The organism is Pseudomonas sp. RAC1 (genome assembly GCF_030658255.1).
Lineage (GTDB): Bacteria > Pseudomonadota > Gammaproteobacteria > Pseudomonadales > Pseudomonadaceae > Aquipseudomonas > Aquipseudomonas boreofloridensis.
Genome location: NZ_JAUTXS020000034.1, coordinates 142,908 through 164,256, shown reverse-complemented (window position 1 = coordinate 164,256; position 21,349 = coordinate 142,908). Strand labels below are relative to the sequence as shown.

Below are 21,349 nucleotides of genomic sequence, written 5' to 3'. Positions count from 1 at the left end.
GCACAAGGGCGCGATTGTAGCGCACTCATTGGGCAACCGCGCAGCGCCACACACGGCTTTGTGCGACCTCGCGGTCACCCGGCCGAGCCGGCGCGATCTATGCTTGTCAGAAGGTCAGCGTTGGGTGGCTGGACACAGGCGCGGGTAAAATCCTGACCTTTGGGTCAGAAAATTATTGACCCCGAGGTCAGCGCTTGCTTAGAGTCCGCCCAACAACAATAAAACGCTACGAGGCATTCCTCCGTGATCCAGTTTCTCGTTAACCAGGCGCTGCACAGCGAGCACGCGCTGGACCCGAACATGACGGTGCTGCAGTACCTGCGCGAGCACCTGGGCAAGACCGGCACCAAGGAAGGCTGCGCCAGTGGCGACTGTGGCGCCTGCACCGTGGTGGTCGGTGAATTGACCCAGGACGCACACGGCGCCGACACCCTGCGCTACCGCAGCCTCAATTCATGCCTGACCTTCGTCTCGGCGCTGCACGGCAAGCAGTTGATCAGCGTCGAAGCGCTCAAGCACCAGGGCCAGTTGCACAGCGTGCAGCGGGCCATGGCCGAGTGTCACGGCTCGCAATGCGGCTTCTGCACCCCTGGTTTCGTCATGTCGCTGTTCGCCTTGCAGAAGAACAGCAGCAGTGCCGACCCGCACCAGGCCCATGAAGCCCTGGCCGGCAACCTGTGCCGCTGCACCGGCTACCGGCCGATTCTCGAGGCCGCCGAGCGCAGTTGCACCCAGCCCTGCCCCGATCAGTTCGACGCTGGGCAGGCGCAGACCATCGCCCTTCTGAAGACTATCGCCCCGCAACAGACCGGTGAGCTCAACAGCGGCGACAAACGTTGCCTGGTGCCACTGACCGTCGCCGACCTGGCCGAGCTCTACGGCTCGCACCCCGAGGCGCGCCTGCTGGCCGGCGGCACCGACTTGGCGCTGGAAGTCACGCAGATGCACAAGACCCTGCCGGTGATGATCCATGTCGGTCACGTGGCCGAGCTCAAGCGCATCGACCTCACCGCCACGCATTTGGAAATCGGCGCCGCCGTCACCCTCACCGACTGCTACGCCGCGCTGGCGAGCGAGTACCCGGACTTCGGCGCCCTGCTGCAGCGCTTCGCCTCGCTGCAGATCCGCAACCAGGGCACCCTGGGCGGCAACATCGGCAACGCCTCGCCCATCGGCGACTCGCCCCCGCTGCTGATCGCCCTGAATGCAGAGATCGTGCTGCGCCAGGGCGAGCGCCAGCGCACTCTGGCGCTGGAAGACTACTTCATCGACTACCGCATCACCGCCCGCCAGGACAGCGAGTTCATCGAGACGATTCGAGTGCCGCGCGCCAGCGCCGACTGGACCTTCCGTGCCTACAAGGTTTCCAAGCGCCTGGACGACGATATCTCGGCGGTGTGCGCGGCCTTCAACCTGAGCCTGGACGACGGCGCCGTGGCCGGCGCCCGTATCGCCTTCGGCGGCATGGCAGCGATCCCCAAGCGCGCCCGCGCCTGCGAGGCCGCCTTGCTGGGCAAGCCGTGGAATTCGGCCACGCTAGAGCGCGCCTGCCAGGCGCTGGCCGAGGACTTCAGCCCACTGAGCGACTTTCGCGCGAGCCAGGCCTATCGCCTGCTGACCGCGCAGAACCTGCTGCGCAAGTACTTCATCGAACAGCAATCGCCGTCCTTCGCGACCCGGGTGACCGACCATGTCTAACCATCACACCGTCAAGAGCCAGGCCGAGATGGCCGAACTGTTCAGCCAGGACTTGAGCACCGGCGTCGGTCGCAGCGTGCGCCACGAAAGCGCCGACAAGCACGTGTCCGGCGAGGCCGTGTACATCGACGACCGCCTGGAGTTCCCCAACCAGTTGCACGTCTATGCACGTACGGCAGACCGCGCCCACGCGCGCATCCTGCGCATCGATACCACGCCGTGCTACCAGTTCGAAGGCGTGCGCATCGTCATCACCCACGAGGACATTCCCGGCCTCAAGGACATCGGCCCGATAATGCCCGGCGACCCCTTGCTGGCCATCGACAAGGTCGAATACTACGGCCAACCGGTGCTGGCCGTGGCCGCCCGCGACCTGGCCACCGCGCGCCGCGCCGCGCAGGCGGCGATCGTCGAATACGAAGACTTGGAGCCAGTGCTGGACGTGGTCCAGGCCCTGCGCCAGAAGCACTTCGTGCTCGACAGCCACACCCATCAGCGCGGCGATTCGAGCGCCGCCCTGGCCAGCGCCCCGCACCGCCTGCAAGGCACCCTGCACATCGGCGGCCAGGAGCATTTCTACCTGGAGACGCAGGTGTCGTCGGTCATGCCCACCGAGGACGGCGGCATGCTGGTGTACTGCTCGACGCAGAACCCCACCGAAGTGCAGAAGCTGGTGGCCGAGGTACTGGACGTGTCGATGAACAAGGTGGTGCTGGACATGCGCCGCATGGGCGGCGGTTTCGGCGGCAAGGAGACCCAGGCCGCGAGCCCCGCGTGCCTGTGCGCGGTGATCGCGCGCCTGACCGGGCAACCGACCAAGATGCGCCTGCCACGGGTCGAGGACATGACCATGACCGGCAAGCGTCATCCGTTCTATGTCGAGTACGACGTCGGCTTCGACGACAGCGGCCGCCTGCACGGCATTGCCATGGACCTGGCCGGCAACTGCGGCTATTCCCCCGACCTGTCCGGCTCGATCGTCGACCGCGCCATGTTCCACGCCGACAACGCCTATTACCTGGGCGATGCCACGGTCAACGGCCACCGCTGCAAGACCCACACCGCCTCCAACACGGCCTACCGCGGCTTCGGCGGCCCCCAGGGCATGGTCGCCATCGAACAGGTGATGGACCACATTGCCCGGCACCTGGGCCTCGATCCGCTGGCGGTGCGCAAGGCCAACTACTACGGCAAGCAGACACGCAACGTCACCCACTACTACCAGACCGTCGAGCACAACCTGCTCGAGGAAATGACTGCCGAGCTGGAAGTCAGCAGCCAGTACGCCGAACGCCGCGAAGCCATCCGCCAGTTCAATGCCGCCAACCCCGTCCTGAAGAAGGGCCTGGCCCTGACGCCGGTGAAGTTCGGCATCTCCTTCACCGCCACCTTCCTCAACCAGGCCGGTGCGCTGATCCACCTCTACACCGACGGCAGCATTCACCTGAACCACGGCGGCACCGAGATGGGCCAGGGCCTGAACACCAAGGTCGCCCAGGTGGTGGCGCAGGTGTTCCAGGTCGACATCGAGCGCATCCAGATCACCGCCACCAACACCGACAAAGTGCCCAACACTTCGCCCACCGCTGCCTCCAGCGGCGCCGACCTGAACGGCAAGGCCGCCCAGAACGCCGCCGAGATTCTCAAGCGGCGCCTGACCGAGTTCGCCGCCCGGCACTATCAGGTCAGCGAAGAAGACGTCGAATTCCGCAACGGCCACGTCCGCGTGCGCGAACAACTGCTGAGCTTCGAACAGCTGGTGCAACAGGCTTACTTCGGCCAGGTCTCGCTGTCGAGCACCGGCTTCTACCGCACGCCGAAGATCTACTACGACCGCAGCCAGGCCCGCGGTCGGCCGTTCTACTACTACGCCTTCGGTGCCGCCTGCGTGGAAGTGCTCATCGACACCCTCACCGGCGAGTACAAGATGCTGCGCGCCGACATCCTGCATGACGTCGGCGACTCGCTGAACCCGGCCATCGACATCGGCCAGGTCGAGGGCGGGTTCATCCAGGGCGTGGGCTGGCTGACCACCGAAGAGCTGGTGTGGAACGCCAAGGGCAAGCTGGTGACCAACGGCCCGGCCAGCTACAAGATCCCGGCGGTGGCCGACATGCCGCCGGACCTGCGGGTGAAGCTGGTGGAGAACCGCAAGAACCCCGAGGACACGGTGTTCCATTCCAAGGCCGTCGGCGAGCCGCCGTTCATGCTCGGCATCGCCGCCTGGTGCGCGCTCAAGGACGCCGTGGCGAGCCTGGCCGACTATCGCGTGCAGCCGCAGATCGACGCGCCCGCCACACCCGAACGCGTACTCTGGGGCTGCGAACAGATGCGCCAGGCGCGCATGCAGCCACTCGCCACCCAGCCCGTGGCGGAAACCGTCGCCCCCTGACGACACCGGCCTCACCGAGGATTCAGCACATGCATGAATGGATCACTGCCCTCGCCGATCATCAGGCCCGTGGCGAACCCTGTGTACTGGTGACCATCATCGAGGAGCGCGGCTCGACGCCGCGCAACGCCGGCTCGAAGATGGTGGTCAGCGCCAGCCAGCTGTTCGACACCATCGGCGGCGGACACCTGGAGTTCAAGGCCCTGCACATTGCCCGGCAGATGCTCGCCGAGCAGCGCAGCACACCGCATCTGGAGCGCTTCAGCCTGGGCGCCAGCCTGGGCCAGTGCTGTGGCGGCGTGACGGTGCTGCTGTTCGAACCCATGGCCCCCGTGCAGGCGCAGATCGCCGTGTTCGGCGCGGGCCATGTCGGACGGGCTCTGGTACCCTTGCTCGCCGCGCTGCCTTGCCGGGTGCGCTGGATCGACTCGCGCCCGGACGAGTTCCCGCCGTCGATACCCCACGGGGTGACCCAGGTGCTCAGCGAAGAGCCGGTCGACGAAGTGGCCGAGCTGCCAGTGGGCAGCTACTGCATCGTCATGACCCACAACCATCAGCTGGACCTGGAACTGACCGCCGCCATTCTCGCGCGCAACGACTTCACCTGGTTCGGCCTGATCGGCTCGAAAACCAAACGGGTCAAGTTCGAACACCGCCTGCGCGAGCGCGGCTACGACGACGCGGTGGTGGCACGCATGCGTTGCCCCATGGGGCTGGCGCAGGTCAAAGGCAAGCTGCCCATCGAGATCGCCGTGTCCATCGCCGGCGAGATCATCGCCACCTACAACGCCTGTTTCGGCCAGCACGACGCTGGTGCCAATGCAGGCCCCATTGCCCAGTTGCTGCCGCCCTCCCGGCGCAGCCACGCCATTTGAAGAGCGTTTCATGACTGCCACTCGCAAAGCCTACCGAGCCGCCATCCTGCACAGCATCGCCGACCCCGCCGAGGTCGGCCTGCAGGCCTCCCACGAGTATTTCGAAGACGGTCTGCTGGTGATCGACCAGGGCCGTATCAGCGCCGTGGGCCACGCCGCCGACCTGCTGCCGACCCTCGATGCCGACATCGACGTGGTGCACCACCAGGACGCGCTGATCACGCCGGGCTTCATCGACACCCACATCCATTTCCCGCAGACCGGCATGATCGGCTCCTACGGCGAACAGCTGCTGGACTGGCTCAACACCTACACCTTCCCCTGCGAACGGCAATTCGCCGACAAGGCCCATGCCGATGAGGTGGCCAAGCGGTTTCTCGCCGAACTGCTGCGCAACGGCACCACCACCGCCCTGGTGTTCGGCAGTGTGCACCCCGAATCGGTCAATGCGCTGTTCGAGCACGCCGAGCGCCTGGACCTGCGCCTGATCGCCGGCAAGGTGATGATGGACCGCAACGCCCCCGACTACCTCACCGACAGCGCCGAATCCAGCTACACCGACAGCAAGGCGCTGATCCAGCGCTGGCACGGCAAGGGCCGCCTGCACTACGCCGTGACCCCACGTTTCGCCCCCACCAGCACCCCCGAGCAACTGGCCATGGCCGGTCGCTTGCTCAAGGAGCATCCCGGCGTCTATCTGCACACTCACCTGTCGGAGAACCTCAAGGAAATCGAGTGGGTCAAGGCGCTGTTCCCCGAGCGCAGCGGCTACCTGGATGTCTACGATCACTTCGAGCTGCTCGGCGAGCGCTCGGTCTTCGCCCACGGCGTGCACCTGTGCGACGAGGAATGCCAGCGCCTGGCCGACACGGGCTCGGCCGTGGCCTTCTGCCCCACCTCGAACCTGTTCCTGGGCAGCGGCCTGTTCAACCTGCCCCAGGCCGAGCGCTTCAAGGTCAACGTGGGCCTGGGCACGGACGTCGGCGCCGGCACCAGCTTCTCGCTGCTCAACACCCTGAACGAGGCTTACAAAGTGATGCAGTTGCAGGACGTGCGCCTGCACCCGTTCAAGTCGCTGTACCTGGCGACCCTGGGCGGCGCCCGCGCGCTGCGCCTGGACGACCGCATCGGCAGCCTGCGCCCCGGCAACGACGCCGACTTCGTGGTACTCGACTACAAGGCCACGCCGCTGCTGGACTACCGCATCCAGCAGTCGCGCAGCATCGAGGAAACCTTGTTCGTGCTGACCACCCTGGGCGACGACCGCACCGTGCGCGAGACCTTCGCCGCCGGGCGTTCGGTCCATCGGCGCGGATGAAAAAAAACCGCTGCCCAGCCCGGCCAGGGGCTGTGCAGCGGTCCTCGATCAGCGCGGCAGACGATCAGCCTTTGGACTTGTTCAGCAAGTGCGAGAACACCGCGTGCAGATCGTCCGAGGCGCTGTCTTCGTCAAGATTGAGCTTGCTGTCGATGTGATCCATGTGGTGCATCATCAGGCTCACCGCCTGACTGGCATCGCGCGCCTCGATGGCATCGATCAGTTGCATGTGCTCGTCGTAGGAGCAGTGGGAACGGTTGCCGCTTTCATATTGGGCGATGATCAGCGAGGTCTGCGACACCAGGCTGCGCTGGAAGCTGACCAGTGGCGCGTTACCTGCTGCCTCGGCCAGCTTGAGGTGAAACTCGCCGGAGAGGCGGATGCCGGCACCGCGGTCGCCGCGCGAGAAACTGTCGCGCTCCTCGCGCACCATCTGGCGCAGTTCGTTGAGCTGTTCGACGCTGGCGTGCTGAACGGCCAGTTCGGTGATGGCGCGCTCGACCATACGCCGTGAGAAGAACACCTGGCGCGCCTCCTCCACCGTCGGGCTGGCGACCACCGCACCGCGGTTGGGCCGCAGCAGCACCACGCTTTCATGGGCCAGGCGCGACAGCGCGCGGCGGATGATGGTGCGGCTGACGCCGAAGATTTCGCCCAGCGCTTCCTCGCTCAACTTGGTACCCGGCGCCAACCGCTGTTCGAGGATGGCCTCGAAGATGTGCGCATAGACGATGTCGTCCTGGGTGCCGCTGCGACCGGCCTTGGGCGCGCGCGCAGGTTTCTTCAGAGGTTGCAGCTGTTCGTTCATGGGCACTCGAGCACAAGGGGTCGGCCAGTGGAGCCTCGACTGTAATACCTGTCGCAGGGTGGCTGGCAAGTCCTGGGGTGAAAAAAGGGGGTCAAGGTATCGGCGCATTGTACACAGGCTGAGGCGTTTCTGCAGATGCCCAGTGCCCTTATAGCCCGCCGAACGACACCGGTGGGCACGAAAGATAAAACATTATTTGCTTTCTTTGTACACAAAAGCATAATCCACCGAGCAAGTTCCTGACCTTCCAGTCAGGAAAATCTGCCATCTGCCCTACCCTCACGGAGCCGCCCAGCGCATGCGCAGGACCAGGGCTCCAGAACAACAAGAACGACTTGAGGAGTACTCGCTGTGGAAAGCCGCAAATCCGAAGCCCCGTCGCTGGACCTCGCCACCTCGCCCAAACCCGACTGGCTGGAGCGCCTCTTCAAGCTCAAGCACCATGGCACCACGGTCAGGACCGAGCTGATCGCCGGGGTGACCACCTTCATCACCATGGCCTACATCATCTTCGTCAACCCCAACATCATGGCCGACGCCGGCATCGACCACGGCGCCGCCTTCGTCGCCACCTGCATCGCCGCCGCCCTCGGGTGCCTGCTGATGGGCCTGTACGCCAACTGGCCGGTGGGCCTGGCTCCCGGCATGGGCCTGAACGCCTTCTTTACCTACACCGTGGTCGGCACCCTGGGCTACAGCTGGCAGACCGCCCTGGGCGCGGTGTTCGTCTCCGGTGTGCTGTTCATGCTGCTGACCCTGTCGCGGGTGCGCGAATGGCTGCTCAACAGCATTCCCCTGAGCCTGCGCCACGCCATGGGCGCCGGGGTCGGCCTGTTCCTGGGACTGATCGGTCTGAAGACCGCCGGCATCATCGTCGACAGCCCGGCGACCCTGATCAGGCTGGGCTCGCTGCATGAACCCGCGCCCCTGCTGGCGGCACTGTGCTTCCTGCTGATCGCGGTGCTGAGCTACCACCGGGTGTTCGGCGCCATTCTCATCAGCATCATCGCCGTGACCCTGGCCGGCTGGGGCCTGGGCCTGGTGCAGTACGGCGGGGTGTTCTCGCTGCCGCCGAGCCTGGCGCCGACCTGGATGGCCATGGACCTGGTCGGTGTGTTCAACGTCAGCATGATCAGCGTGGTGCTGGCCTTTCTCTTCGTGCACATGTTCGACACCGCCGGCACCCTGATGGGCGTCGCCCAGCGGGCCAACCTGGTGGCCGCCAACGGTCGCATCGAGAACCTGTCGCGGGCGCTCAAGGCCGACAGCGCCTCCAGCGTGTTCGGCGCCGCCGTGGGCGTGCCGCCGGTGACCAGCTACGTGGAAAGCGCCGCCGGCGTGGCGGCGGGTGGGCGCACCGGGCTGACCGCCGTGGTGGTCGGCGTGCTGTTCGTCGCCGCGATGTTCTTCGCCCCGCTGGCAGGCATGATCCCCGCCTACGCCACCTCCGGCGCGCTGATCTACGTGGCGATGCTGATGATGGGTAGCATGGCCCACATCGAATGGGACGAGGCCACCGACAGCATCCCGGCGATCGTCACCGCGATCATGATGCCGCTGACGTTCTCGGTCGCCGACGGTATCGCCCTGGGCTTCATCACCTACGTGGTGCTCAAGGCCGGCACCGGCAAATTCAAGGAGATTTCGGCCAGCCTGTGGGTGCTGTGCCTGATCTTCATCGCCAAATTCGTGTTCCTGTAGGCCTCGGCTGGGCACGGCGCAGGTATTTTTCCGGCGGCCATTGGTCGCCACCCCCCTGGATGGATTAAAGTATGTGCCCCTGCCCGGCACCCCGCCTTCAGCCAAGCGCCCGGCCCATGTCCAGGAACCGTCGCCGATGGAACACCGTGAAGCGCTGATCGCGCTGCGCACCTTTCTCTCCTCCCAGATCCTGGGCCAGGAGAAGCTGGTCGATCGCCTGCTGATCGTACTGCTCGCCGACGGCCACATGCTGGTCGAAGGCGCGCCGGGCCTGGCCAAGACCAAAGCCATCAAGGAACTGGCCGAAGGCATCGAGGCGCAGTTCCACCGTATCCAGTTCACCCCCGACCTGCTGCCGGCCGACATCACCGGCACCGAGATCTATCGTCCGGAAACCGGCAGCTTCGTGTTCCAGCAAGGGCCGATTTTCCACAACCTGGTGCTGGCCGACGAAATCAACCGGGCACCGGCCAAGGTCCAGTCGGCGTTGCTCGAAGCCATGGCCGAGCGCCAGGTCAGCGTTGGCCGCAGCACCTACGAGCTGTCGCCGCTGTTCCTGGTGATGGCCACGCAGAACCCCATCGAGCAGGAAGGCACCTACCCGCTGCCCGAAGCCCAGCTCGACCGCTTCCTCATGCACGTCAAGATCGGCTTCCCGGATGCCGCCGTCGAGCGGCGTATTCTCCAGCAGGCCCGCGGCGAAGCGCTGGGCGGCGAGGTCAAGCCCGAACGCCAGGTGAGCCAGCAGGCGATCTTCGCTGCGCGCCGGGAGATCCTCGGCCTGTACATGGCCGATGCGGTGGAGGAATACCTGGTGCAACTGGTGATGGCCACCCGTACACCCGCCAAGTTCGACGCCGAGCTGGCCGACTGGATCGCCTATGGCGCCAGCCCACGCGGCTCCATCGCCCTGGACCGCTGCGCACGCGCTCATGCCTGGCTGGCCGGACGCGACTTCGTCAGCCCCGAGGACATTCAGGCGGTGCTGTTCGACGTGTTGCGCCACCGCGTCATCCTGTCCTTCGAGGCCGAAGCGGCCGGTGTCGACCAGGACCGCGTGGTGCAGCGCATCCTCGACGTCGTCGCCGTCGCCTGACGCGCATGCCCGCCGCCCACCTGAGCGAACCCGGCATCCGCATCGGCCTGGCCGAGCTGATCGACATGCGCCACCGCGTGCGCGAAATCCAGCTGTTTTCCCGACCCGGCCAGCGCAGCCCGCTGGTGGGCCTGCACCACTCCAAGCTGCGCGGACGCGGCGTGGATTTCGACCAGGTTCGCGTCTACCAGGCCGGCGACGATGTGCGCAACATCGACTGGCGCGTCACCGCCCGCACCCAGGAGCCGCACACCAAGCTGTTCCATGAAGAGCGCGAGCGGCCGATCTTCATCCTGGTCGAGCAAAGCCAGCGCCTGTTCTTCGGCTCGGGCCTGATGTTCAAGTCGGTGCTCGCCGCCCAGGCGGCCGCGCTCTTCGGCTGGGCCGCCCTGGGCCACAACGACCGCATCGGCGGCCTGGTGTTCGGCGACCACGAGCACCACGAGATCAAGCCGCGACGCAGCAAACAGAGCCTGTTGCAGTTGCTCAATCGCCTGGCGCGCATCAACCAGGCGCTGCACACCGAAGCCGTGTCGCAAGCGGACAGCCTGGGCCTGGCCTTGCGCCGTGCGCGCGAAGTGCTACGCCCGGGCAGCCTGGCCATCGTCATCTGCGACGAACGCGCGCTCACTCCGGCGGTGGAACAGCACCTGGCGATGCTCTCGCGCCATTGCGACCTGCTGCTGCTGCCGATCAGCGACCCGCTCGACCATGCCCTGCCCGCCGCCGGCCTGCTGCGCTTCGCCCAGCGCGGCGCGCAACTGGAACTCGATACCCTGGACGCCAACCTGCGCCTGCTCTACCGCCAGCAGGCCGAAGCGCGCATCGAGCGCTGGGAGTTGCTGGCGCAGAAACTGCGCGTGGTGCTGATTCCGCTGAGCACCCAGAGCGAAATGATCGAGCAGTTGCGCGAGTCCCTCAACCAGCGCCCTGGAAGCAGCCAATGAACCCGCTGGATCAGTTGCAACCGCTGATCGCGCCAGCGCCGATCGGAGTCTGGCCGCCGGCGCCGGGCTGGTGGCTGTTGCTGGCCGTGCTGCCGCTGTTGGGCTGGGGCCTGTGGCGCCTGCTGCGCTGGCGCCCGGTTCCGCGCAAGGTGGTGCGCGCCGAGCAGCCGCTGGATCCGGTGCGGGTCGAGGCGCTGGCCGAACTGGCCCGCCTGCCGCGCCCCTACGACGGTGCGCCGGCCGGCGCCTGGCTGCAGCAGATCAACGCCCTGCTCAAGCGCCTGTGCCGCAACCACTATCCCGGTGCCCACAGCCATACCCTCAACGGCCGCCAATGGCTGGCCTTTCTCGACAACCGCTGCCCGGCCGCCGGCTTGACGCGCTGGATGGTACTGGTCGAAGGCGCCTACAAGCCCGAGTGCAAGCTCGACGACAAGGCCATCGCCGGGCTTGCCCAGGCGGTCGAGACCTGGATTCGCAAACATGTTTGACCTGGCCTGGCCGTGGATCTTCGCGCTGCTGCCGCTGCCCTGGCTGATGCGCCTGCTGCTGCCCGCCGCCGACAGCGGCGAGCCGGTGCTCAAGGTGGGTTTTCTCGACGAACTGGAAAGCCTGGCCGGGCGCCGCGCGCGCCTGAACCTGCCGACCTGGCGCCAGCAGGCGCCGTTCCTGGTGATCTGGCTGCTGTTGCTGCTGGCCGCCGCGCGCCCGCAATGGCTGGGCGAACCCGTGCCGATCGCCGCCAGCGGCCGCGACCTGCTGGTCGCAGTGGACGTATCGGGCTCGATGGATTTCCCCGACATGCACTGGAAAGGCGACGACATCAGTCGCCTGGACCTGGTCAAGGCACTGCTTGGCGACTTTCTCCAGGACCGCGAAGGCGACCGGGTCGGCCTGATCCTGTTCGGCAGCCAAGCCTACCTGCAAGCGCCGCTGACCTTCGACCGGCGCACCGTGCGCACCTTCCTCGACGAAGCGCAGATCGGCATCGCCGGCAAGAACACCGCCATCGGCGACGCCATCGGCCTGGCAGTCAAGCGCCTGCGCCAGCGACCGGCACAGAGCCGGGTGCTGGTGCTGGTCACCGATGGCGCCAACAACGGCGGGCAGATCCACCCGTTGACCGCCGCGCGCCTGGCCGCTCAGGAAGGCGTGCGCATCTATGCCATCGGCATCGGCGCCGACCCCGACGCCAACGGCACACCGGGCCTGCTCGGCCTGAATCCAAGCCTGGACCTGGACGAAGCCTCGCTCAAGGAAATCGCCAGCCTGACCCAGGGCGCCTACTTCCGCGCCCACGACGGTGCCGAACTGGACGCCATCGGTGATACCCTCGACCGCCTCGAACCGGTGGCCCAGCAACCCACTCAGGCGCGCACCGCCCATGAGCTCTATGCCTGGCCACTGGCCCTGGCGCTGCTGCTCAGCGTGCTGCTGGTGGTCGCCGTGCAGTGGCCCGACCACCTTCTGCAGCGCCTGCTGCGTCGACCGCGTTTCCTGCAGCCCCATCCGCAATGGCGTCAGCGCCTCGAACGCCTGCGCCTGAGGAGGCGGCGATGATCGAACTCTGGCCACACTGGCTACGCCCGCTCTGGCTGCTGAGCGTGCCCGTGCTCGCCTGGCTGTTGTTCAAGCTCTGGCATCGGCGTCAGCGCGCCGGACGCTGGCAGATGATCCTGCCGCCGCAGTTCCACGCCGTGCTGCTCGGTGGCGGCAGCGGCAGCCGCAGCAAACTGCCCTGGATCGCCCTGGGCCTGGCCTGGCTGCTGCTGGTACTGGCCTTGCTCGGACCGAGCTGGCAACGCCTGGAAGAAACCCGTCAGCGCCCCGCCGATCCGCTGGTGATCCTGCTCGAACTCACCCCGCAGATGCTCGCCGAGGACGTCCAGCCCAACCGCCTGGAGCAAGCTCGACGCAAGATCCTCGACCTGCTCGAACACCGCCGCGACAGCCAGACCGCGCTGATCGTCTACGCCGGCAGCGCACACACGCTGGTACCGCTGTCCGACGATCTGGGCACCACCCGCAACCTGCTCGAAGCGGTCGATCCGGCGATCATGCCGCAGCCGGGCCAGCGCGCCGACCTGGCGCTGCACAAGGGTCTGGCGCTGCTGGCCCAGAGCGGCCTGGGCGAAGGCCGGGTGCTGCTGATCGGGTCCTCGCTCAGTGCCCAGGAGCGCCAGGGCATCAGTCAGGCCCTCGGCCGTCAAGGGCCTTCGCTGCTGATGCTCGGCGTCGGCACCGCCGAAGGCGCCCCTGTGCGCCAAGCCAACGGCGAGTACCTCAAGGACGCCCAGGGCGGCATTCTCGTGCCGCACCTGGACAGCCCCGAGCTCAAGCGCTTCGTCACCGGCAGCGGCGGTCGCTACCGCCACGCCCGCGTCGACGACCTGGACTTGCGCGGCCTGGGCCTGTTCGACAATCCGCGCGCCCTGCGCGACGACGGCCAGACCCTGCACCTGGACAGCTGGGCCGACCAGGGTTACTGGCTACTGCTGCCGCTGCTGCTGCTGGCCGCCTGCGCCGGGCGGCGCGGCTGGCTGTTCTGCCTGCCGCTGTTGCTGGCCCTGCCCCAGCCCAGCCAAGCCTTCGAGTTCCAGGACCTGTGGCGACGCCCCGATCAACAGGGCCAGCACCTGCTGCAACGCCACCGCCCCGCCGAAGCCGCCGAACGCTTCGAGGATCCGCAGTGGCGTGGCATGGCGCTGTACCAGGCCGGTGACTACAGCGGCGCGGCCCAGGCCTTCGCCCAGAGCAACAGCGCGGCCGCCCACTACAACCGCGGCAACGCGCTGGCCCAGGCCGGCGAGCTGGAGGCCGCGCTCGACGCCTACGAGCAGGCCCTGGAACGTCAACCCGACCTGCAACCGGCGCTGGACAACCAGGCGCTGGTCGAGCAACTGTTGCAGCAACGCCAGGGCAAGGCCGAGGCGCAAAGCGACAGCGACCAGGCCGAGCAGAGCCCGAGTCGCGACACCGACGGCAACAGCAGTTCGCCCAACAGCAGCGCCCAAGGCACGCCCGGCAACGACGAGCAGAGCCCGGCCCAGGACAGCCGCGACGCCCGCAATGCCCCCAACAACGACAATGCGACCGGCTCCAGCAGCCCCGGCGACGATGACGACAGCGTCACCCAACCGCCGCAACGACCGGCCGCCACCAGCCTGGACGCCGAACAGCGCCAGGCCCTGGAACAGTGGTTGCGGGAAATCCCCGACAACCCGGCGCAGTTGCTGCGGCGCAAGTTCTGGTACGAACAGCAATTGCATCAGGAACCCAAACGATGAGTCGCCTCGGCGTCTTTGTACTCGGCCTGCTCTGGCTCACCCTCACCCAGGCCCAACCCGCGCTGCAGGCCAGCGTCGACCGTACCCGCGTGGAGGCTGGCGAAACCCTGGAACTGACCCTGGAAAGCCAGGACGTCACCCAGTTCGGCAAACCCGACCTGCGCGCCCTGGAGGGCGATTTCGAGGTGCGCGGCACCCGCCAGCTCAACAGCCTGCGCACCCTGGATGGCGAAACCCGGGCCAGCACCCGCTGGATCGTCACCCTGCTGCCCAAGCGCAGCGGCAGTTTGCAGATCCCGGCGCTGCAACTGGGACAGTCCCGCAGCGAGCCGATCGAGTTGCACGTGGTGCAAGCCGATCCCAACCGCCCGGACAGCGCCTCGCAGGTGTTCATCGAGACCAGCCTGGACAGCCCCGAGGTCTACGTTCAGGCCCAGGCCGTGCTGACCGTGCGCATCTATCACTCGGTATCGCTGTACGACGATAGCAGCCTCAGCCCGTTGCGCCTGGACGAGGTCAAGGTCGAGCCACTGGGCGAGTCGCGCACCTACGAGAAGGACATCAACGGCGTGCGCCACGGCGTGATCGAAACCCGCTATGCCCTCTACCCGCAGCGCAGCGGCCCACTGCAACTGCCGCCGCTGACCTTCACCGCCACGGCGGCCGACAGCGGCCAGCAGCCCGGCAACGGCGGGCGCCAAGTGCAAGTCAGCTCGCTGCCGCTGAGCCTGCAGGTCAAACCGATCCCCGCCGCTTGGCCCGCCGGGCTGACCTGGCTCCCGGCGCGTAGCCTGACCCTGGAAGAGCGCTGGAACCCCGACCCCAGCCAACAACCCACACAGATCGGTGACTCCTTGACCCGCAGCATCACCCTGCGTGCGGAGGGCCTGTCCAGCACCCAGTTGCCGCCGCTGCCGGCGACCGAAGCACCCGGCCTGCGCCGCTACCCCGACCAGCCCTTGCTGCGCAACGAGATCAACGAACGCGGCATGACCGCCAACCGCGAAGAGCGCGAAGCCCTGGTCCCCACCCGCAGCGGCCACCTGCAGTTGCCGGCGCTGGAAGTCACCTGGTGGAACACCCTGGAGGACCATCTGGAACACAGCAGCCTGCCGGCCCGTGGTCTGCAGATCGACGACAACCCGGCCCTGAACACCGACACGCCTGCCGCCGACGGCGCAGGCGGTAGCAGCCTGCTGTGGCCCTGGCAACTGGCGACGCTGATCCTGGCGCTGACCACGCTGCTGGGCTTCGGCCTGTGGTGGCGCGCCCGCTCGCAACCGGCAGTGCTGCGCACGGCGCAGAGTGGCCCGAGCCCACGCACGTTGCTCGACGATCTCAAGCGCGCCTGCCAGGCCAACGATCCGCATGCCACCCGCCAGGCGCTCGATGCCTGGGCCCGTCAGCAGCCCGAGACGCTGGCCGAAATGGCCGCGCGCTTCGTACCGTTGTCCGATGCGCTGGATGGACTCAATGGGGCGCTGTACAGCGAGAGCGGCCAGAACTGGCATGGCGACGAATTGTGGCGCGCAATCGGCAGCATCCCGCCTGCCCAGCCTGCCGTCGCGCCCGGTGGCGACAGCGGCAACCTGCCGCCGCTGTACCCGAAATAAGGACCGCATCGCCCCCGCGGTCCTGAGCATCGGCAGAACCGGTCGCGGACGAGTTGAGTTACCATGGCGACCCTCCCGAGCGCCCCTTCAAGCGCGACCCGCGTTCGCTCGACTCGACATCAACAGGTCCCCCATGCGTCTGTTTCACACCTCCGACTGGCACCTGGGCCAGAGTCTCCACGGCCAGGAACGCGACTTCGAACACGCCTGCTTCCTCGACTGGTTGCTGGGCCAGTTGCGCCTGCGCCAGCCCGACGCGCTGCTGATCGCCGGCGATATCTTCGACACCGTCAACCCGCCGGTCAAAGCCCAGGAACGCCTTTACGACTTCATCGTCCAGGCCCACGAGCAGCAGCCGAAGCTGGACATCGTGATGATCGCCGGCAACCACGATTCCGGCTCGCGCATCGAGCTGCCTGCACCGCTGATGCGGCGCCTGCGCACCCATGCCCTGGGCCGCGTGCACTGGATGGACGACGGCCAGCTCGACGCCGAGCGCCTGTTGATTCCGCTGACCAACGCCCGCGGCAAGGTCTGCGCCTGGTGCCTGGCCCTGCCCTTCCTGCGTCCAGCCGAAGTCACTGGCCCGCAACTGGGCGACGACTACCTGCAAGGCATTCATCAGGTGCACCAGCAACTGATCGGCGCTGCGCTGGGCAAACGCCGCAAGGACCAGGCGCTGGTCGCCATCAGCCATGCGCACATGGCCGGCGGCTCGATCAGCGAAGACTCCGAACGCAGCCTGATCATCGGCAACGCCGAAGCGCTGCCGGCGCGGCTGTTCGACCCGGCCATCGCCTATGTCGCCCTGGGCCACCTGCACAAGCCGCAGAAGGTCAACCGCGAGCAACGCATCCGCTACAGCGGCGCGCCTATTCCGTTGTCGTTCGCCGAGATCAACTACCCGCACCAGGTGCTGGAGATCGAGCTGGACGGCGCCGCGCTGGTGAGCGTCGAGCCGCGCCTGGTGCCGCGCGCCGTGGCCTTGCAGCGCATGGGGCCGGCGCCGTTGAGCGAGCTGCTCGAGCAACTGGCTAAATTGCCGGTGATCGATCTGCTGGACGATCCCAACCGTCAGCCCTGGCTGGAAGTGCGCGTGCGCCTGGACGAGCCTCAGCCGGACCTGCGCCAGCGCATCGAGGCCGCTCTGCACGGCAAGGCTGTGCGCCTGGTGCGTATCAGCGCCGAATACGCCGGGCGTGACGCCCATGACGACGACGGCCAGGCGTTCGTCGAACTGTCGCAGCTCACGCCGCAGGATCTGTTCGGCCGCGCCTGGGAGCAGGCCTACGGCAGCCCCGTCGACGAGCAGACCCTGAATGACTTCGCCCTGCTGCTGCAGGACGTGCAACTGGAGGCGTCGCAGCCATGAAGATCCTGGCCATCCGCCTGAAGAACCTGGCCTCCCTGGCCGGCCCCGTGGACATCGACTTCACCGCCGAGCCCCTGGCCAGCGCTGGCCTGTTCGCCATCACCGGGCCGACCGGCGCCGGCAAGAGCACCTTGCTCGATGCCCTGTGCCTGGCGCTGTTCGGCACGGTGCCGCGGCTCGAACCGATCGGTCGCGAAGCCAAGGTGCCCGACGCCGACGGGGAGATTCCCACGTCCGACCCGCGCAACCTGCTGCGGCGTGGCACCGGCAGCGGCTTTGCCGAGGTCGATTTCGTCGGCATCGACGGCCAGCGCTATCGCGCCCGCTGGGAGGCCAACCGCGCCCGCGACAAGGCCACCGGCAAACTGCAGCAGAGCCGCCAGAGCCTCTATGACCTGGACGGCGAGCAACTGCTGGCCAGCGGCAAGCAGGAATACAAGTCGCTGGTCGAGGCGCGCCTGGGGCTGAACTTCGAACAGTTCACCCGCGCGGTGATGCTGGCCCAGAGCGAATTCGGCGCCTTCCTCAAGGCCGACGACCGTGAGCGCAGCGAGCTGCTGGAGAAACTCACCAACACGGCGATCTACACCCGCCTCGGCCAGCGCGCCTTCAGCCGCACCCGCGAAGCGGCCGACGCACTCAAGACCCTGGAAGAGCAGGCCAGCCATCTGCTACCGCTGGCGGCTGACGCACGCGCCGAGCTGGATCGACAACTCGAACAGGCTTTGCTGCAGTTCAAGGCTGAGCAAGCCAACGAACGGCAGTTGGAGCAACAATGCGCCTGGCTGGCCGAGCAGCAGCGCTTACAGGCACAACGCCAGGAAGTGGTCGAAGCACTCCAGGCCGCCGAGCAGGCCAGCGAGCAGTTGGGCGAACAGCGTCTGGACCTGCAGCGCCTGGAACGTCTGGCGCCGCAGCGTCATCAGTTCCAGCGTCAGCACGCCCTGGGCGCCCAGCTCGCGCCGCTGGCGGCCGAGATGGCCGAGCAGACGCGTCAGCAGGCCGACCTGCACGCCCGCCTCCGCGAGCAGGAGCAGGCTCAGCTCGCGGCGCGCGAAGCCCTCGCGCAACAGCAAGCGCAGCAGGCTGAACAGGCCCCGCGCCTGCGTCAGGCGTTCGCCGCCCAGCACGAACTGGCGCGCCTGGACCAGGACCTGGAGAAGCAGCAGTCGCTCTGCCAGGACGCCGAACAGCGTCTGGTCGAGGGCCAGCAACACCTTGAGCAGGTGCAAGAACACCAGCAGCGCAGCCTGGCGCAGTTGGCGCTGATCGACACCACTCTGGCCGAGAGCCAGCATTTGTCCGGGCTGGCCGACGCCTGGCAGGCGTACCTGCCGCAAGTGCGTCAGGTGGTGCAGATCGGCGCCCGCCTGGCCCAGGGCCGCGAAGAGTTGCCCGGTCTTCAGGCCCAGGCCAGCCAGGCCACTGCGCAGGTACAGAGCCAGCGCGACAGCCTCGAACTGCTGTTCCGCGAAGCCAAGGCCGAGCCCGAGGCACTGGCCGAGCAGATCGATCTGCTCGGCGGCATGCTTCAGGACAATCGCAAACAGCAGCGTGCCGTGGAGGAACTGTCGCGCCTGCACGGCCGCGAGCGCGAGTTGAGCCAGCAACGCGATGGGCTGCGCGAACGCCAGCAGCAGGCCATGCAGCAGCGCCAGCAGTTGATCGCCCAGGGCACCGCCGCCAAAGCCGAACTGGACGCCGCCGAGCAGGCCTTGGCGCTGACCCGGCAATTGCTGGAGCGCCAGCGTCAGGCGCGCCACAGCAGTGTCGAAGCGCTGCGCAGTCAGTTGCGCGAGGGCCAAGCCTGTCCGGTCTGCGGCAGCGCCGAACATCCGTTTCACCAGCCCGAGGCGCTGTTGCAGAGCCTTGGACAGCACGACCAGGTCGAAGAAGAAGCGGCGCAGCAACAGGTCGCGACGCTCACCCAGCAACTGGTGGAGTTGCGCACCCAGCTCGGCGTGGTCAACGCCCAGCTCAAGGACCTCCAGCAGCAACACCTGCACCTGGACGACCAGTTGCAACCGCTGGCGGCCCAGTTGCAGGCCCACAGCCTTTGGCCAGCGCTGGCGCCCCAGGACGACCCGGCCCGCAGCGCCTGGCTCGACAGCCAATTGCGCCGGCTGGAGACGGAAATCGGCCGGGACGAGCAGCGCCAGAGCGCCCTGCTCACGCTGCACAAAGACGCCGCGCGCCTGACCCAGCTGATGCAGGCGGCGCAACAGGCCCAGCAGCAAGCCCAGCGCCATCTGGAGCAGCAGCACCAGGCCCTGGATAACGACGAGCAACAACTGCGGCAAGGCCTGACGGACTTGGCCAGCGTGCTGCCCGAAGACGTGCTCAAAGCCCTCAGCGATGACCCCACCCACGCCTTCGTCGCGCTCGACCAGCAGATCAGCCTGCGCCTGCAACAGCAGACCCAGCGCCAGGAAGAACAACAGGAGCAGCAGGCCCGCCAGACGCAACTGGACAAGTTGCACGATCACCACCAAACCCAGGCCCAGGCGCTGGAACAGTTGCAGCAGCAACGCGCAGCGCTCGATGCCCAGCGTCAGCAGGCGCACGCCGAGCTGTCCGAACTGCTTGGCGAGCAGCCCAGCGCCGAAGCCTGGCAGCAGCATGGCGACACGCAGCTCGAACAGGCCCGGGCACTCGACAGCGAGACGGCGCAGCAGCTTCAGGCGCTGCGTACCCAGGACGTACAACTGGCCGGCGAACTCAAGGCCAACACCGCCCGTCAGCAGGCGCTGGAGCAGGAACGGCACGCCTTGGACAGCCAGATCGCCGACTGGCGCGCCGAGCATCCGCAACTCGACGACGCTGGGTTGCAACGCTTGTTGGCCATCGACGACGCCGAGGTCAGCGCGCTGCGTCAGCGCCTGCAGCAGGCCGACAAAGCGGTCGAACAGGCCCGGGTACTGTTGCAGGAGCGCGAACAGCGCCTGCAACAGCACAACGCCGCGGGTGCGGTCCAGGCGTCGATCGAAGACCTGCAACAACGCCTGGTCGCGCTGCGTGAACACCTCAACGCCCAGGAACAGCAGTGCGCCGAACTGCGCGCCCGTCAGGCCGACGACCAACGCCGCCAGCAGGCGCATCAGGCCTTGGCCGACGCCATCGAGCAGGCCCGCCACGAATGGCAACGCTGGGCGCGCCTGAACGCACTGATCGGCTCGGCCTCCGGCGATGTGTTCCGCAAGATCGCCCAGGGCTACAACCTCGACCTGCTGCTGCACCACGCCAACCAGCAGTTGCGCCAACTGGCCCGGCGCTACCGCCTCAAGCGCGGTGGCAGCGCCCTCGGCCTGTTGGTGCTGGACACGGAAATGGGCGACGAACTGCGCTCGGTGCATTCGCTGTCCGGCGGCGAGACCTTCCTGGTGTCGCTGGCCCTGGCCCTGGGCCTGGCGTCCATGGCCTCGAGCACCCTGCGCATCGAGTCGCTGTTCATCGACGAAGGCTTCGGCAGCCTCGACCCGGAATCGCTGCAATTGGCCATGGACGCGCTGGACGGCTTGCAGGCCCAGGGCCGCAAGGTCGCGGTGATCTCCCACGTGCAGGAGATGCACGAGCGGATCCCCGTGCAGATCCAGGTGCGCCGCCAAGGCAACGGCTTGAGCGATGTCGAGGTCTGCGGGTGATCCTCTACTCGTTCCGGCGCTGCCCTTGGGCCATGCGGGCGCGCCTGGCGCTGCGCTATGCCGGCTGCGACGTGGAGATCCGCGAAGTGTCGCTCAAGCACAAGCCCGCCGAACTGCTGGCCTTGTCGCCCAAGGGCACGGTGCCGGTGCTCGATACCGGCACCGGGGTGCTGGAGGAAAGCCTGGACATCATGCGCTGGGCTCTGGACCGGCATGACCCGCAAGACTGGCGCTTGCTCGACGACCCGCCCGCCGCAGCCCGCGCCGAGGTGCTCATTGCCCGCAACGACACGGACTTCAAGGCCCAGGTGAACCGCTACAAGTACGCCGAACGTTACCCCGAGCATTCGCGCGAACACTACCGTCGGCAAGCTGAAACCTGGCTGGCCGAACTGGAAGGGTTGCTGGCGCAGCGGCCCTTCCTGCTGGCCGATCATCCAAGCCTGGCCGACGCCGCGTTGATGCCCTTGCTGCGCCAGTTCGCCGGGGTCGAACCGCAATGGTTCGCCGAGGCCGCTTATCCGCGCCTGCGCCGATGGTTACAAGGATGGCTGGCGTCGGAGCTGTTCACGGCGATCATGGCCAAGCAGCCCTGAGCGCC

At 67.3% G+C, this 21,349-nt stretch carries 15 protein-coding genes; 14 read left to right on the top strand and 1 reads right to left on the bottom strand.

Translation table 11 applies throughout. The annotated features are described in order from the left end of the window. The first annotated feature begins 243 nt into the window (after positions 1 to 243). From xdhA to guaD, 4 genes are read left to right on the top strand one after another with little or no spacing between them, the layout of a single operon-like run. On the top strand, positions 244 to 1,698 hold the full coding sequence (gene xdhA, locus Q7C30_RS14365) for a xanthine dehydrogenase small subunit (protein ID WP_317871869.1): 1,455 nt from the start codon (positions 244 to 246) through the stop codon (positions 1,696 to 1,698). After that, the gene (gene xdhB / locus Q7C30_RS14360) at positions 1,691 to 4,090 is read left to right on the top strand and encodes a xanthine dehydrogenase molybdopterin binding subunit (protein WP_317871868.1); all 2,400 of its coding nucleotides are present in this window, start codon (positions 1,691 to 1,693) and stop codon (positions 4,088 to 4,090) included. Before xdhA ends, xdhB begins: the two co-directional genes overlap by 8 nt. Before the next feature lie 29 nt (positions 4,091 to 4,119). Further along, positions 4,120 to 4,965 carry a xanthine dehydrogenase accessory protein XdhC gene (gene xdhC / locus Q7C30_RS14355; protein ID WP_029614943.1) on the top strand — a complete coding sequence of 282 codons (846 nt, stop codon included), beginning with the start codon at positions 4,120 to 4,122 and terminating at the stop codon, positions 4,963 to 4,965. A gap of 10 nt (positions 4,966 to 4,975) precedes the next feature. After that, positions 4,976 to 6,283, top strand: a complete 1,308-nt coding sequence (guaD, locus tag Q7C30_RS14350; protein WP_317871867.1) for a guanine deaminase — start codon at positions 4,976 to 4,978, stop codon at positions 6,281 to 6,283. 64 nt (positions 6,284 to 6,347) lie between these two features. Here the strand turns inward: guaD and Q7C30_RS14345 are convergent, their stop codons facing one another. After that, on the bottom strand, positions 6,348 to 7,091 hold the full coding sequence (locus Q7C30_RS14345; protein WP_317871866.1) for a GntR family transcriptional regulator: 744 nt from the start codon (positions 7,089 to 7,091) through the stop codon (positions 6,348 to 6,350). Positions 7,092 to 7,472: 381 nt separating this feature from the next. Here Q7C30_RS14345 and Q7C30_RS14340 point away from each other — a divergent pair, with 381 nt between their 5' ends. The 10 genes from Q7C30_RS14340 to Q7C30_RS14295 all read left to right on the top strand — a co-directional run bounded on the left by Q7C30_RS14340 (position 7,473) and on the right by Q7C30_RS14295 (position 21,344). Further along, on the top strand, positions 7,473 to 8,792 hold the full coding sequence (locus tag Q7C30_RS14340) for an NCS2 family permease (RefSeq protein WP_317871894.1): 1,320 nt from the start codon (positions 7,473 to 7,475) through the stop codon (positions 8,790 to 8,792). A 136-nt stretch (positions 8,793 to 8,928) separates the two neighbouring features. Continuing rightward, entirely contained in the window at positions 8,929 to 9,888 is a 960-nt protein-coding gene (locus tag Q7C30_RS14335) for a MoxR family ATPase (protein ID WP_039576402.1), read from the top strand. Between the two features lie 5 nt (positions 9,889 to 9,893). Further along, positions 9,894 to 10,835: a DUF58 domain-containing protein gene (locus Q7C30_RS14330; RefSeq protein WP_039576400.1), complete on the top strand. Its 942-nt coding sequence runs from the start codon at positions 9,894 to 9,896 to the stop codon at positions 10,833 to 10,835. Next, positions 10,832 to 11,326 (top strand): DUF4381 domain-containing protein, encoded by a 495-nt coding sequence (locus tag Q7C30_RS14325; protein WP_029614944.1) that lies wholly within the window; start codon positions 10,832 to 10,834, stop codon positions 11,324 to 11,326. Before Q7C30_RS14330 ends, Q7C30_RS14325 begins: the two co-directional genes overlap by 4 nt. Continuing rightward, on the top strand, positions 11,319 to 12,395 hold the full coding sequence (locus Q7C30_RS14320) for a VWA domain-containing protein (protein ID WP_304484509.1): 1,077 nt from the start codon (positions 11,319 to 11,321) through the stop codon (positions 12,393 to 12,395). Before Q7C30_RS14325 ends, Q7C30_RS14320 begins: the two co-directional genes overlap by 8 nt. Beyond that, the gene (locus Q7C30_RS14315; protein ID WP_317871865.1) at positions 12,392 to 14,122 is read left to right on the top strand and encodes a tetratricopeptide repeat protein; all 1,731 of its coding nucleotides are present in this window, start codon (positions 12,392 to 12,394) and stop codon (positions 14,120 to 14,122) included. Before Q7C30_RS14320 ends, Q7C30_RS14315 begins: the two co-directional genes overlap by 4 nt. After that, on the top strand, positions 14,119 to 15,735 hold the full coding sequence (locus tag Q7C30_RS14310; protein ID WP_317871864.1) for a BatD family protein: 1,617 nt from the start codon (positions 14,119 to 14,121) through the stop codon (positions 15,733 to 15,735). The genes Q7C30_RS14315 and Q7C30_RS14310 overlap by 4 nt, the downstream gene beginning before the upstream one ends. 133 nt (positions 15,736 to 15,868) lie before the next feature. Continuing rightward, positions 15,869 to 17,107, top strand: a complete 1,239-nt coding sequence (locus Q7C30_RS14305; protein ID WP_317871863.1) for an exonuclease SbcCD subunit D C-terminal domain-containing protein — start codon at positions 15,869 to 15,871, stop codon at positions 17,105 to 17,107. Then, on the top strand, positions 17,104 to 20,748 hold the full coding sequence (locus Q7C30_RS14300; RefSeq protein ID WP_317871862.1) for an AAA family ATPase: 3,645 nt from the start codon (positions 17,104 to 17,106) through the stop codon (positions 20,746 to 20,748). The genes Q7C30_RS14305 and Q7C30_RS14300 overlap by 4 nt, the downstream gene beginning before the upstream one ends. Further along, on the top strand, positions 20,745 to 21,344 hold the full coding sequence (locus tag Q7C30_RS14295) for a glutathione S-transferase (RefSeq protein ID WP_116887850.1): 600 nt from the start codon (positions 20,745 to 20,747) through the stop codon (positions 21,342 to 21,344). The genes Q7C30_RS14300 and Q7C30_RS14295 overlap by 4 nt, the downstream gene beginning before the upstream one ends. Positions 21,345 to 21,349: the final 5 nt, after the last annotated feature.

What these genes read in the sequence shown, in the direction of transcription:
- xdhB (WP_317871868.1), top strand. Translation starts at nt 1,691, where the DNA reads ATGTCTAACCATCACACCGTCAAGAGCCAGGCCGAGATGGCCGAACTG.
- xdhC (WP_029614943.1), top strand. Translation starts at nt 4,120, where the DNA reads ATGCATGAATGGATCACTGCCCTCGCCGATCATCAGGCCCGTGGCGAA.
- guaD (WP_317871867.1), top strand. Translation starts at nt 4,976, where the DNA reads ATGACTGCCACTCGCAAAGCCTACCGAGCCGCCATCCTGCACAGCATC.
- Q7C30_RS14345 (WP_317871866.1), bottom strand. Translation starts at nt 7,091, where the DNA reads ATGAACGAACAGCTGCAACCTCTGAAGAAACCTGCGCGCGCGCCCAAG.
- Q7C30_RS14335 (WP_039576402.1), top strand. Translation starts at nt 8,929, where the DNA reads ATGGAACACCGTGAAGCGCTGATCGCGCTGCGCACCTTTCTCTCCTCC.
- Q7C30_RS14330 (WP_039576400.1), top strand. Translation starts at nt 9,894, where the DNA reads ATGCCCGCCGCCCACCTGAGCGAACCCGGCATCCGCATCGGCCTGGCC.
- Q7C30_RS14325 (WP_029614944.1), top strand. Translation starts at nt 10,832, where the DNA reads ATGAACCCGCTGGATCAGTTGCAACCGCTGATCGCGCCAGCGCCGATC.
- Q7C30_RS14320 (WP_304484509.1), top strand. Translation starts at nt 11,319, where the DNA reads ATGTTTGACCTGGCCTGGCCGTGGATCTTCGCGCTGCTGCCGCTGCCC.
- Q7C30_RS14315 (WP_317871865.1), top strand. Translation starts at nt 12,392, where the DNA reads ATGATCGAACTCTGGCCACACTGGCTACGCCCGCTCTGGCTGCTGAGC.
- Q7C30_RS14310 (WP_317871864.1), top strand. Translation starts at nt 14,119, where the DNA reads ATGAGTCGCCTCGGCGTCTTTGTACTCGGCCTGCTCTGGCTCACCCTC.
- Q7C30_RS14305 (WP_317871863.1), top strand. Translation starts at nt 15,869, where the DNA reads ATGCGTCTGTTTCACACCTCCGACTGGCACCTGGGCCAGAGTCTCCAC.
- Q7C30_RS14300 (WP_317871862.1), top strand. Translation starts at nt 17,104, where the DNA reads ATGAAGATCCTGGCCATCCGCCTGAAGAACCTGGCCTCCCTGGCCGGC.